At 62.4% G+C, this 12,870-nt stretch carries 12 protein-coding genes; 4 read left to right on the top strand and 8 right to left on the bottom strand.

Going from position 1 to position 12,870, the window contains the following annotated elements:
• Positions 1–71: 71 nt before the first annotated feature.
• Positions 72–3,251, bottom strand: a complete 3,180-nt coding sequence (locus HJC00_RS00330; RefSeq protein WP_221163499.1) for an EAL domain-containing protein — start codon at positions 3,249–3,251, stop codon at positions 72–74.
• A gap of 238 nt (positions 3,252–3,489) precedes the next feature.
• On the opposite strand from HJC00_RS00330, the gene HJC00_RS00325 reads away from it, so the two are divergent.
• Positions 3,490–3,750, top strand: a complete 261-nt coding sequence (locus HJC00_RS00325) for a DUF1344 domain-containing protein (protein WP_003569889.1) — start codon at positions 3,490–3,492, stop codon at positions 3,748–3,750.
• A 190-nt stretch (positions 3,751–3,940) separates the two neighbouring features.
• Here HJC00_RS00325 and HJC00_RS00320 read toward each other — a convergent pair whose 3' ends face one another.
• From HJC00_RS00320 to HJC00_RS00305, 4 genes are all read right to left on the bottom strand, one after another.
• Complete coding sequence (locus HJC00_RS00320) at positions 3,941–4,531, bottom strand: histidine phosphatase family protein (RefSeq protein ID WP_210628942.1); 591 nt, start codon at positions 4,529–4,531, stop codon at positions 3,941–3,943.
• A gap of 19 nt (positions 4,532–4,550) precedes the next feature.
• Entirely contained in the window at positions 4,551–5,369 is an 819-nt protein-coding gene (fabI, locus tag HJC00_RS00315; RefSeq protein ID WP_210628941.1) for an enoyl-ACP reductase FabI, read from the bottom strand.
• Between the two features lie 121 nt (positions 5,370–5,490).
• Positions 5,491–6,669, bottom strand: coding sequence for a DnaJ C-terminal domain-containing protein (locus HJC00_RS00310; RefSeq protein WP_221154267.1), 1,179 nt, complete (start codon positions 6,667–6,669; stop codon positions 5,491–5,493).
• A gap of 319 nt (positions 6,670–6,988) precedes the next feature.
• Positions 6,989–7,447, bottom strand: coding sequence for an RT0821/Lpp0805 family surface protein (locus tag HJC00_RS00305; protein ID WP_210628939.1), 459 nt, complete (start codon positions 7,445–7,447; stop codon positions 6,989–6,991).
• A gap of 65 nt (positions 7,448–7,512) precedes the next feature.
• Between HJC00_RS00305 and pdxH the strand changes: the two genes are divergently transcribed.
• On the top strand, positions 7,513–8,133 hold the full coding sequence (pdxH, locus tag HJC00_RS00300; RefSeq protein WP_210628938.1) for a pyridoxamine 5'-phosphate oxidase: 621 nt from the start codon (positions 7,513–7,515) through the stop codon (positions 8,131–8,133).
• 4 nt (positions 8,134–8,137) lie between these two features.
• Here pdxH and HJC00_RS00295 read toward each other — a convergent pair whose 3' ends face one another.
• Entirely contained in the window at positions 8,138–9,175 is a 1,038-nt protein-coding gene (locus HJC00_RS00295; RefSeq protein WP_221163498.1) for a polysaccharide deacetylase family protein, read from the bottom strand.
• Between the two features lie 217 nt (positions 9,176–9,392).
• Between HJC00_RS00295 and HJC00_RS00290 the strand changes: the two genes are divergently transcribed.
• Both HJC00_RS00290 and HJC00_RS00285 read left to right on the top strand, forming a co-directional pair.
• On the top strand, positions 9,393–10,676 hold the full coding sequence (locus HJC00_RS00290; RefSeq protein WP_221146661.1) for a D-alanyl-D-alanine carboxypeptidase family protein: 1,284 nt from the start codon (positions 9,393–9,395) through the stop codon (positions 10,674–10,676).
• An 81-nt stretch (positions 10,677–10,757) separates the two neighbouring features.
• Positions 10,758–11,063, top strand: a complete 306-nt coding sequence (locus HJC00_RS00285; RefSeq protein ID WP_210628935.1) for a pyrophosphatase — start codon at positions 10,758–10,760, stop codon at positions 11,061–11,063.
• 16 nt (positions 11,064–11,079) lie between these two features.
• Here the strand turns inward: HJC00_RS00285 and HJC00_RS00280 are convergent, their stop codons facing one another.
• Together HJC00_RS00280 and HJC00_RS00275 are read right to left on the bottom strand one after the other, a co-directional pair.
• The gene (locus HJC00_RS00280; protein ID WP_221163497.1) at positions 11,080–12,093 is read right to left on the bottom strand and encodes an inorganic phosphate transporter; all 1,014 of its coding nucleotides are present in this window, start codon (positions 12,091–12,093) and stop codon (positions 11,080–11,082) included.
• The gene (locus HJC00_RS00275; RefSeq protein WP_221146660.1) at positions 12,093–12,734 is read right to left on the bottom strand and encodes a DUF47 family protein; all 642 of its coding nucleotides are present in this window, start codon (positions 12,732–12,734) and stop codon (positions 12,093–12,095) included. Before HJC00_RS00275 ends, HJC00_RS00280 begins: the two co-directional genes overlap by 1 nt.
• Positions 12,735–12,870: the final 136 nt, after the last annotated feature.

Genomic DNA, 12,870 nt, shown 5'->3' with positions numbered 1-12,870 from the left:
CAAAAGCCTTTCTTTGCGTCAAACCGGCAGCGGCGGAAATGCTGTTTCGCTCCTTTGCCGAGGCATCGCCATCACGAAGCCAACCGCCATCCGGTTGCGGCCGCCTCAGCGGCGAAATCGTCGAAGGAGAGGGCCGGCGAGAAGGCATAACCCTGCAGCAGGTCGCAGCCGAGATCGCGCAGCAGCGTGGCATGGGCTGCCGTCTCCACCCCTTCGGCCACCGTCTCGACGCCGAGCGAGCGGGCGATGTCGATGATCGAGGTGACCAGCGCTCGCTCCTGCGACGCGCCGATGATCGGCTGCACCAGCTGGCGGTCGATCTTCAGCCGCTTCGGCTTCAGCTTCAACAGGCTGACGATCGAGGTGTGGCCGGTGCCGAAATCGTCGATCTCGATATCAATGCCGAGCGCCTTGATGCGTTCCAGATTGTGCGAGACCACGTCCTCGCTCTCGTCGAGGAAGATCGATTCCACCAGTTCGAAGGAGATCTCGCCGGGGCGGATATTGAGGCCGGCGAGGGATTCCATCAGGCTGCCGTCATGCAGCCGTCTGGCTGAAACATTGACCGCGACCTTGGGAACGACAATGCCCAGCGCCAACAAGCGGGCCTTGTCGCGCAGCGCCGTTTCCAGCACGATCCGGTCGAGCGTCTGCACGACATTGATCTCGTCGGCAATGCGCAGGAACTTGTCTGGCGTCAGCAGCCCCCTGGAGGGATGCTTCCAGCGCACCAGCGCTTCGACGCCGGTCAGCTCCATCGTCCGGGCGCAGAATTGCGGCTGATACCAGGCGGCAAATTCGCCATTATCGATGCCGGCGAGGATTTCATCGGCCGTGCGCTTGGTGTTGATGATATCGGCCTGAAGAGTGTGATTGAAGAATTCGAAGCGGTTACGGCCCGTGCTCTTTGCGCGGTAGAGGGCGATATCGGCATTGATCAGCACCTTGCGCGCGTCGACATGGATGCCGTTGGCGAGTGCGACGCCGATCGACACGCCGCAGCGGCAGGCAAAGCCCTGGAAATCGATCGGCTGGCGCATCTCCTCGATGATCCGCGTCGCAAGCTCCGCCATCTCCTTATCGCCGACATCGCAGGCGAGGATGACGAATTCGTCACCGCCGATGCGCGCCACGAGGTCGCTGCCGCGGACATTCCTGGCGAGCACCTTCGAAGCATGCACCAGCATCGCATCACCGGCGGCATGGCCGAGCGTATCGTTGATGTCCTTGAAGCGGTCGAGGTCGATGTGCAGGATGGAGAATTTCTGCCGCTGCCGGCGCCCGTCATTGGTCAGGCTTTCCAGCGCGATGTCGAGTTTGCGGCGGTTGGCGAGCGCGGTCAGTGGATCGTGCAGCGAATTGTGCTCGATCCTGTTCTTGGCAAGTTCGAGCTCGATATTCTTGGCGACGGCCTCGTCCTTGGCCGCCTTCAGCCGGATCGTCATCAGCATGTCCTCGGTGGCGTCGAAGGCGATGCCCATGATCTTCATTTCGCCGGTCCCGGTCTGGTAGACCTTGCCGACCGAGCGCACATAACGCACCGAGCCGTCGTTGGCGAGCACCCGGCAGACGAGCGTATGCGTATCGCCGCTTCGCTTGAAGTGGCGCGCGCTTTCGAGCGCCAGCCCGCGATCCTCGGGGTGGATGCGGGAAAGCCAGGTCTCCTCGGTCATGAAGCCATTGCGCGGCGCCAGCCCGTATAGCTCGTGCATCCGTTCATTCCAGATCGAGCCGCCTCTATCCGGCCGCGCCTCCCATATGCCACACTGATAGGAATTGAGCGCCAGGTCGAGCCGGCTCGAAAGCTCGGCGAGCTGACCCTCGCGGCTTGAAAGCTCTTCAAGCGCCAGCTCGAGCTCGGCATTCTTGACCTCACTGACATCCCTGGCCTTGCGCAGCGCCTCGGTGGCCTCCGCATCGGCGGTGACGTCCCAGACGATGCCGATCGTCTTGCCGGCGCCACCGACATCTCTGTAGAGGGCGCCGACAGAGCGCAGGTGCCGGATGCCGCCATCGGCAAGCATGATCCGGTACTGCGCCGTGCAGGCGGCGCCGGCGATGCTGCAGCTGAAGAAATGCACCTCGGCGGTCTCACGATCCGCCGGCAGGATCGCCGCCAGCCATTCGTCGAGCGGCCGGCTTCCTTCCTCCGCCGGCTTGCCGTGCAGTGCAGCGGCGCGTGCGTCCCAAAGGAGGCTGCTCGAATGATCCTGCAGCTCCCAAATGCCGATATTGGACGATTCGAGCGCAAGGTTCAGCCGCTGCGACAGTTCCATGAGCTTTGCTTCGCGCGTCTCCAGTTCGGCAATGTTGCGGTTGCGTTCGCCGAGCAGCAGTGTGGCGAGGAAGATCGGGACGATGATGATGCATCCCGCGGCAACGACGATCAGCCGCAGCTCGCTCCGGTTTTCCGGTATTGCAGCCCAGCCGCCTTTGGGGACGGCGGAAAGCTCCCATTTGCCGCCGGCAAAGCTGATTTCGCGGCGGATCGGATCCTTGTCGTCGATGTCGGCCGAACCGAAGAACGGCGCGGAAAGCGCGGCGTTCCCGGTTGACCGGCCAATATCCCGCACCGCGATGGAAAGATGGTCGAGATTGGGATAGCGCTCCTGGTTTTCGCGGTCGCGCGCCGCCACCAGGCCGGTCGCCTCGTAAAAGCTTTTCCGGTCGATGGCGACCTCCACGGCGCCCCAGAGGCGCCGCTGGCCGCTCTCCTTGACGAAAACCGGGAAGAAGACGGCGAAGGCGTCCCGGCCGTCAACGCTGATCGGGCCGTAGAAGCGCGCCGTCTGGTCGCCGGCGGCCCGGGTCGTCGCTTGCTGCGAGATGGAGGTTTCGCGCACATCGCGGCCGATCCGCCCGCTGCCGGGGCGTCGCGGATAGAGGTCGCTGACGATGAAATCAGGCGCGACGGCGATATGGATGAAAGCCGGGTTCTGGATCAGCAGCCAGTTGATCTGGCGCTCCGTTTCCTCCCGGCTTGCAGCGTTGTTGACGGAGGTCAGATTTGCAAGATCGCGGACCATGGTGAGGCTCATATTGATCTCGGCCTTCACCCTGGCGCGCAACAGGTTCGTCTCGTTCTCGGTGCGGATGTGAAGTTCGCGCATATGAGCGGCAGTATTGGCGCGATCGAGCGCGAAGCCGACCATGGTGACGACGAGGGCGACAAACGCGGAAACCAGAAACGAGAGGCGGCTATTCTTCAAAACGCGTCGCAACCGCTTGCTGTCGCCCAGCCTGGATAGCAAAATGAGACCCCCATATTCGCGGTAACTCTAAAAGGCAGGGGTTAATTTACGATTGCCTGTTGTCGATGTTGAAAACCCGGCAGGCCGGACGGGCGTGGTTAACGCAGCGTCTTGATTATGTTTAAAATGCTATTCATCAATTAGGCGGGAAAAGCCATTCTTACGGGCAATTTTCGCCATATTCAGGAGATTATCTGTGGCAAGTGTTCTCGTGCAGCGTTTCAAGAGGATTGTTGCCATGCGTTTCGTCGTCGCCACGCTTTTGGCCACAGCAAGTTTCCTGTCGCCGATGAGCGGTTTTGCCGAGAGCGCCGATGTCGAGGCGACGATCAAGAAGGTCGACACGGCCAATCTCGTGCTGACGCTCGACGACGGCAAGACCTATCAGGCGCCGGAGGAATTCAATTTCGACGGCCTCGAAGCCGGCGTGAAGGTCATCGTCTTCTACACCGAGGTCGACGGCAAACGCGTCATCAACGATCTCGATATCGTCAAGTAAGCAGACTTCAAGAGAATGACTGGATGAGGTTTGCGCCCAATGGCTGCCCCTCACCCTCTCCCCGTAAAAGCGGGGCGAGGGGACATGTCCACGAGAGCTCAGCGGGGAACGGAGAGTTCGCTGCTTGTCCCTTCTCCCCGCAGGCGGGAAGATGCCGGCAGGCGGATGAGGGGTAAAGCCAGTCGATCCCTTACAGCCAGACGATCGTCCGCTCGCTCGTATCGATCCTGACAATCCGGTCCTGCGGAATGCCGCCTTCGGCGGCGGTGCTCTTCGGCAGGTCGGCAATCGCCTGGAACAGTGTGCGGATAACGCCGCCATGGGTGACGCAGACGGTCGGACGCTCGACGGAGCGCAGCCATGCGCCGGTACGCCAGGAGAGGATTTCGTAACTTTCGGCATCGTCGCCGGGCGGGATGAAATCCCATTTGGAGACGTTGCGTTCGGCCACCCGCTCGCGCTGCGTCGCCTTCAGCTCCTTGATCGTCGAGCCTTCCCAGTCGCCGAAGGAAATCTCCACCAGCCGCGGATCGGTGCGATAGGCAAGCGGCGGGAGGCCCATTGCGGCGCGCATGATTTCCATCGTTGCGCGTGTGCGTCCGAGCGGGCTTGCGACGAAATCGAATTCGCCGACCGTCTCACCGAGGATCTCGGCCAGTGCGATGCCGTTCTGCCGGGCCTGTTCCTGGCCCGTGGCATTCATCGGAACGTCTTTCTGGCCCTGCAGGCGACGCTCGGCATTCCAGTCGGTCTGACCGTGTCTGATCACGTAGATGAGCACGGTCTCGACTCCGGGGAACTTAGTCCTTGACGACCGAAATATCCGGCGCGTCGACCGCCTTCATGCCGATGACATGATAGCCGCTGTCGGCATGGTGCACCTCGCCGGTGACCGAGCGCGACAGGTCGGACAAGAGATAGAGGCCGACATCGCCGACTTCCTCGATGGTAACCGTACGGCGCAGCGGAGCGTTATACTCGTTCCACTTCAGAATATAGCGGAAATCGCCGATGCCGGAGGCGGCAAGTGTCTTGATCGGCCCGGCCGAAACGGCGTTGACGCGGATGTTCTGCGGCCCGAGGTCGACAGCGAGATATTTGACGCTCGCTTCGAGCGCGGCCTTGGCGACGCCCATGACATTATAGTTCGGCATCACCTTTTCGGCGCCGTAATAGGTCAGGGTCAGCATCGAACCGCCTTCCGTCATCAGCTTCTCGGCGCGGCGTGCGACCGAGGTGAAGGAGTAGACGGAAATCTGCATCGTCTTGGTGAAATTATCGGGCGAGGTGTCGATGTAGCGGCCGGTCAGCTCGTCCTTGTCGGAAAAGCCGATCGCATGCACGAGGAAATCGATCTTGCCCCACAGCTTTGCGACATTTTCGAAAACAGCGTCGATGGTGGATTCGTCGGCGACATCGCAGTGGCCGACGAGGGTCGCGTCGATTTCGGCTGCAAGCGGCTCGACACGCTTCTTCAGCGCATCGCCCTGATAGGTGAGCGCAACTTCTCCGCCCTGCGCATGAATGGCCTTGGCAATACCCCACGCAATCGAACGATTGTTGGCGACACCCATGATGACGCCGCGTTTGCCTGCCATGAGGCCGGATGCTTGAGCCATATTTCGCTCCCTAGGATTCTGATCGATCCTGCCTATGGCATAGGCCGTTAATCGGTTCAAGCTTGGCCTGGATCATCAACTGTTAGGGATCGTAACAAAGGGTGCGAATGTCATAAAAATTTCACAGGAACAGGCCTTCGCGCATGCTCCGCATCAGATCGGTGATCTTGTCGTCGGGTTTTTCCCACAGGATGATGCGCAATTCGACGACGAGATCGCCTCTGCTGCCGTCCTCCCGCGGCAATCCCTGGCCGGTAATCGCGATCGTCTTGTCCGAGCCCGACCATGCGGGAACGGTGATGTTCAACGGCCCGGCCGGGCCGTCGATGCGTGCCTCGGTGCCGAGCACGGCATTTTCGATGCTGATCGGGAGCACGGCGTGCAGGTCGAAACCATCGACGGTGAAGCGCGGGTCGGGGGCGATGCGGATATTGACGACGGCATCGCCGCGCTGCATGCCCGGCAGCTTGAAGCCCTGTCCCTTGAGCCTGATCTCGTGACCATCCGTGGTGCCGGCCGGCAGCGCGAAGCCGATTTCGCGGCCTTCCGGCAGCGACGCGGTGATCCAGCCGCTCTTCAGCACGTCGTCGATCGTCACCGTCGCCGTCGTCACCTCGTCGGGCGCTTTCTCGAGGCCCGCATCCTTGGCGCCGGTGAAGCGGCGCACCAGTGATGTCAGAATGCTGAGCGGCAGCGGCAGGTTGGCGCCGGCACTAGTTGGCGTTTCGCCGAGTTCCTCGCTGGCTTCGGTGGTCTCGCCATCCGCACGTCTGCCCTCTTCGGACTGGCCCTGGCCCTGCGTCTGCTGATTATGGGGCTGCTGGTTCTGGGGCTGCTGGGCGCGGCCTTGCGCCTGGCCCCCCGCCGCAGCGCGCGCTTGCGCGCCGAAAATGCGCTCCACCATCTCCTCGGCGCCTTCGCTGGCGCCGGCCTGCTGTCTCTGACCGTCGGCCGCGGCCTTCTGGGCAGCCCGGGCAAGTTCTTCCATCACCCGCTCGGCATTGGCCTGCGCCGCCTTGGCGCGAGCCGCCGCCTCACGCGCGGCCTGGCGCTGCTGCATGATCGTCTGTTCCTGTCTCCTGGCTTCCGCCATCCGCACGGCATTGTCGAACAGGCTGCGCTTGCGCGGATCCCGCAGCGTTTCATAGGCGCGGCCGATCTCGGCGAACCGGGCCGTCGCCGTCGGATCGTCCTGATTGTGATCGGGATGGGCTGCTTTGGCCAAGTTGCGCCAGGCCGCCTTGATCTCGTCTGCCGCCGCGTCGCGCTTGACGCCCAGAATTTTGTAAGGATCGCGCATGTCAAAACCGCCGGTGTTGCGATGCGGGCGCCTGTCCTTGCCCGGCATCCCCGCCCAATATCGAAGTCCAATATCAACATCTGAGGCACCACCGCCCAAAGGCAGGGAGAGCCACTCTCGACACCGATCGTGCGGCCGAGTTGCTAATCACTTCTTATTTCTGTGGAGGGATAGGGAGTGTTTTGCCGTAAATGGTTAGCTCTTTGCTAAGCATTCGGCGGAAAACCGGTGGCCGTTAACCTGTCGCGCGCCGGATCGGTTCCGGCAGATCAAATTTCGGGCGCGATCAGGTTTTCCCGGATCAACTTTCCCGCCGGAATTAACTTTCCGGCTGAAAGCTCAGCAGCTGCCAATTGCCGCCGCCGACGAGGCAGGTCTTGCCGTAGAATTTGGCGATTCCGACATAGGAATGCCGTGTCGTGCGGAACTGCCGGCAGACCTGGCCCGATTCGTTGTTTTCGACGATCGTATCGATGACACCGGCGCTGCCGGTCGATGCATTCGCCCAGGGAAGCGGCTGGCCTTCAAGCTTATGCACATCGGCCGAAGTCACGGCATTGCGCACTGTCATCTCGTCCGAGAGCGTGTCGGTGCTCGGCGGCGTCTGCGGCACGGTGCCGGTGGCCACCGACCGGTCGACCTTGGCCTCGCTCAAGAAATCCATCCCGCCCGCAAGGCAGCCGGAAAGCGACAGCATTGCGGCGCCGACAACCAGGAAGGCGCTGCTGCGTTGCCGCAGGCCCTTTGTATGGCGATATGACTTTGCTATGACTTCCACCCTGCGTCCTGTCCAGTTATCAAAAGCTGGGCGAGTTTTGAATAATCCGGGGCATTTGAACCAATATGTCGGCAAACGAGTTAACAAGCGGTGACTTTACCGAAAGTGGCGAGCCCTTCAAGCTCTTTGCCGAATGGCTGAAGGAAGCGGAGGCCTCAGAACCGAACGATCCCAATGCCGTGGCGCTGGCAACGGTCGACGAAGATGGTCTTCCCAATGTCCGCATGGTTCTCCTGAAGGGATTCGACGATGACGGTTTCGTCTTCTACACCAATTTCGAGAGCCAGAAAGGTCGCGAAATCTTGGGGCAGAAGAAGGCCGCCATGTGTTTCCACTGGAAAAGCCTGCGCCGGCAGGTGCGGTTGCGCGGGCCTGTCGAGATCGTGAGCGACGCCGAGGCCGATGCCTATTTCAAGACGCGGGCGCGCGGCAGCCGCATCGGCGCCTGGGCCTCCAAACAATCGCGTCCGCTCGAAAGCCGATTCGCGCTGGAGAAGGCGGTGGCGGAATACACCGCCCGCTACGCGATTGGCGAGATACCCCGGCCTCCCTATTGGTCGGGCTTCCGCATCCGGCCGACGTCGATCGAATTCTGGAAGGATCAGCAGTTCCGCCTGCATGACCGCATCGAATTTCGCCGCCCGTCCCCAGTCGGGGCTTGGGAAAAGGTGCGGATGTATCCGTGAGCCGCTAGCGGCCCATGATTTTCAGCGGAATGCCGGAGGCAAGCGCCGAGACATAGCGCTGCTTCTGGTAGAAACCGTTCAGCGACATGCGCGGAAGATAGCCGGGCTTGCCCGCCGCCGGCAGCCCCGGCTGCGTCGTGACGGCGACCGAAAAGCCCAGCCGGCGGACAAGCGCTGCCTCGCGGGCGCTTGCCGCCTCCGGCGTGCCGTAGGGATAGGCGATCGTGGCGGGACGGATGCCGGTCAAGGCCTCGACGTAATCAGCCGAAACTTCCATCTCGATTCGCGCTTCGGCCTCCGGCAGGCGGGCAAGGGCGCGATGGCTGATCGTGTGGGCGCCGAGCGCTGCAAGCGGATGTCGGGCAAGCTGCTGCAATTGCGCCGGCCCCATCACCAGGTCGCGCACGATATCGGTCGGCTCGATGCCGTTTTCCCGCGCCAGCGTGTCGATCGCGGCGACGGCGCGGGCCTCGTCGAAGCTGTGGATATACCGGGTGAAGCGGTCGAAGGCATCCCATTGCTGCCGCGGGTCGGCGAGCGCCAGCCGCTCGCTGCCGCGGCCGAAATCGAAGCGGATGTCCTTTGCCTGGCGCAACAGGACGGCGAGCGTTTCCCACCAGATGCTGTGGGAACCTTCGGCAAAACCCTTGGTGACGAACACCGTGAAAGGCGCCCGATGCCGCTCGAACACCGGCAGCGCATGCTCCATGTTGTTGGCGTAGCCGTCGTCGAGCGTAAAAGCCGCAAACGGTCTGCCGCCCTCCGGCTCTGCCAACAGCGCCGGCAGCTCGTTAAGCGGCACGAAGCGATAGCCGTCGCGTGTCAGCCGCCTGAGCGCCGCATCGAGAAAATGCGGGGTGATTTCGAGATGCGCGTTCGGGGCAAAGGCCCGGGCTGCGTGCGGGCGAACATGATGCAGCGTGAAGATGACACCGCGCCCGCGCGCCTGCCGCATCAGGCCGGCCGCGGCGATCAGAAAGGACGCCTCGAGCCCGGCGCCGATCGCCGCCCGTTTTGCCAGTCGCTTCAATTGCCCCGCCATGCGCCGCCCATTGCCTTTTGCGGCAACCTAGCAACCGCAGCTTAAGCCTTGCTGAATCCCGGTTTCGCACAGCTTCTTTCGTTTTCTGTTAACCAAGACGATGAAAAGACTAGAAAAATGGTAGGCGTTGCCGCAAAGTCGCGCCAAACTTGCGGCTTCTGTCACATTGCGAGACATGGCCGGCCCGATCGAGAGCCAGCGCATCAGGGGGAACTCCATGAGAAAGCTTTTGGCGGCTGTTTTGACCGTGACGCTTGCCGTTTCGGCGCCGCTTGCGGCTCTTGCCGGCAGCGCCTCGCTGATCCTTGATGCCCGCACCGGCAAGGTACTGGCGTCCGAAAACGCCGACACGCTCAACCATCCGGCCTCGCTGACGAAGATGATGACGCTCTATCTCACCTTCGAGGCGCTGAAACGCGGCAAGATCGCCTGGGATACGCCGATCAAAATGTCGAGATACGCTGCCGCGCGGCCGCCGACCAAGCTCGGCGTCAAGGCGGGCGGCACCATCACGGTGCGCGAGGCGGTCTACGGCATGATCGTCAAATCCGCCAATGACGCCGCTGCCGCGATCGGCGAGACGCTCGGCGGCTCGGAGAGCGGCTTTGCCCGGATGATGACGGCCAAGGCCCGCCAGCTCGGCATGAGCCGGACCGTCTTCGTCAACGCATCGGGCCTGCCGAACAGCCGCCAGGTGACGACGGCGCGCGACATGTCGACGCTCGCCGTGGCGCTGATGAAGAATTACCCCAACGAATACCGCCTGTTCTCGATGGCAAGCTTCAGTTTCCGCGGCAAGACCGTGCGCGGCCACAACAATCTCATGTACCGCTACCAGGGCATGGACGGCATCAAGACCGGTTATACCAACGCCTCCGGCTTCAACCTCGTCAGCGCCGTCAGAGACGGCAACCGCCGCGTCGTCGGCGTGGTGCTCGGCGGCCGCACCGCCCGCAGCCGCGACGCCAGGATGGAAGCGCTGCTCGACCGCTATCTCGGCCGCGCTTCGTCGTCAGGCGGCGCAAGGCTGGTGGCGAGCGTCGGCGCCAGGGAGCCGGTCGAAGTGGCTTCCGCCGCCGATTCTTCCGACGTTCCGGTGCCGGCGAACGCGCCGCGTCCGGCCGACGATCTCGCGGCAAAGAGCCTGGCCTATGCCGATGACGCCGTCGTGCCGCTGGAGCGCCCGGTCGCGATGGACGAAATCCTGAACGCCGGCAAGACATCGAAGACCGCGGCGAAAAAGGCCGACGGCGACTGGCAGATCCAGATCTCGGCCGCCCCGAGCGCCGATGCGGCGCGGGCGCTTCTTGCCCAGGCGCAGTCGGAAGGCGGCGCGCCGCTCGTTTCCGCCTCGCCCTATACCGAAGCGGTCGGGCAGGGGGCCAACAGGATCTATCGCGCCCGCTTCGTCGGCTTCGCCAGCAGGGAGGACGCCGCCTCAGCCTGCGATGCGCTGAAGCAGCGCTCCTATGACTGCATGCTGCTCCCGGACCGCGGCTGATCGCAACGCCCCACTGAGGCAGTGCGCTCTGGACAAGCAGCGGGAATCAGCGTCTCCTCCATAAACAAAAGGAGAACATTGATGCTGCGCCGTCTTGCCGACCAGTTCGAAGCCGCTTCCTCCGCCCATGTCGCCGAGAGCGGCATCGAGCGCGACGCCGACTGGTTTCTGTTGAAGCTGCAGGAGGAGATGGGTGAACTGACCCAGGCATGGAACCGCCTGACCGGCCGCGGCCGTGCCAAGGGCCGCTCCCCTGAGGACATCAGGCGCGAGCTCGCCGACGAGACGGCCGACCTGCTTGGTCACCTCATGCTGTTTGCTCGCCGTAACGACATCGACCTCGCCGCCGCGATCGAACGGAAGTGGCGGTTTCAGCCGAGCTGGTAAGAAATCGGGAGCGACATCAGAAGATTTTGCTCAAGCCGGTCACCAGCCAGAACGAAACTGCCGAAATCATTGCCGCTGCCGGCAGGGTGATGATCCATGCGATGACGATGTTGCCGGCTAGCCCCCACCTGACGGCGGACACGCGCCGGGCGGCGCCGACGCCGATGATGGCGCCGGTAATGGTATGGGTGGTCGAGACGGGGATACCGAGCCAGGTGGCGCCGAACAGCGTCAAGGCGCCGCCCGTTTCGGCGCAGAATCCCTGCATCGGATTGAGCCTGGTGATCTTCGAGCCCATCGTATGGACGATGCGCCAGCCGCCGAACAAGGTGCCGAGCGCCATCGCTGCCTGGCATGAGATCACCACCCAGAGCGGCACGTGGAAGCTGCCGCCGAGGTAACCCTGCGAATAGAGAAGCACGGCAATGATGCCCATGGTCTTCTGGGCGTCATTGCCGCCGTGGCCGAGCGAATAGAGCGACGCCGACACGAATTGCAGGAAACGGAAGGATCGGTCGACGGCAAAAGGCGTCTGCCGGATGAAGGTCCAGGTCACCGCCAGGATGAGGAACAGTGCCAGGAGAAAACCGATCATCGGCGACATGACGATGGCGGAGACGGTCTTGAGAAGACCGCTCCAGACGATCGAGCTCAACCCCGTTTTGGCAAGGCCCGCACCGACCAGCCCGCCGACCAGAGCATGGGATGAACTGGAGGGAATGCCGAAGACCCAGGTCACGACATTCCAGACGATGGCGCCGATCAGGGCCGCGAAAATCACCTGCGGCGTGACGATCGCCGGGTCGATGATGTCGGTCCCGAGCGTCTCGGCCACATGCAGGCCGAAGAACAGGAAGGCGATGAAATTGAAGAATGCCGCCCAGAAGACCGCATATTGCGGCCTCAGGACCCGTGTCGAGACGATTGTCGCGATCGAGTTGGCCGCATCATGCAGGCCATTGAGAAAATCGAACAGCAGTGCGACGCCGATCAGGCCGACAAGAAGCGGAAGAGCGAGGGCGGCTTCCATCAGACATTCTCGATCACGATGCCGCTGATCTCGTTGGCGACGTCCTCGAAACGGTCGACCACCTTCTCCAGCTCGCCGTAGATCTCGCTGCCGATCATATAGGCCATCGCATTGCCGGCGCCGTGCCGGCGAAAGAGATCCTTGAGCCCCTGCTCGTGCAACTCGTCGGAGCGCCCTTCCACCTGCGTGACCTGCTCGACGATGGCAGAAAGCCGCGGCGCATTGGCGCTGATGCGATCAAGCAAGGGAATGGCCTCGGCAATGAGATTGGCAGCTTCCACAACGGTCTTGCCCATTTCCTGCATCCGTGGATCGAAGCTGGTCTGCTCGAAGAGCCGGATGGTTTTGACGGTTTTGTGCATCATGTCGATCGCATCATCCATGGATTGGATGAGATCCTTGATGTCGCCACGATCGAAAGGTGTGATGAAACTCCGCCGGACGGCCAGCATGACTTCGCGCGTTATATCGTCGGCCTGATCTTCCAACCGCACGATCGTTTCGCATTGATGCTCGATCTCTATTCCCGACAGCAACCTGTCCAGAGCCTGTGCGGCGTCGACGATCGTTCTGGAATGTTGTTCGAAAAGGACGAAGAACCGGTCTTCGCGCGGCATCAACTTTCGAAACCAACCCAGCATGAACACCTCGCAATCCTGGTCTGCGCTATGAACGACGAGCCGTCCTAAACCCTATCCCGTTGAAGAGATAGGGCCGAATTTCGGTTTGTGACAGATTTATGACAGTTGTGCCGCGGCAGGGACATGGCCGTTGCCG

Origin of the sequence: Rhizobium sp. NLR22b (genome assembly GCF_019685295.1) — a bacterium.
GTDB lineage: Bacteria > Pseudomonadota > Alphaproteobacteria > Rhizobiales > Rhizobiaceae > Rhizobium.
This window is presented reverse-complemented; position numbering and strand designations above follow the sequence as displayed.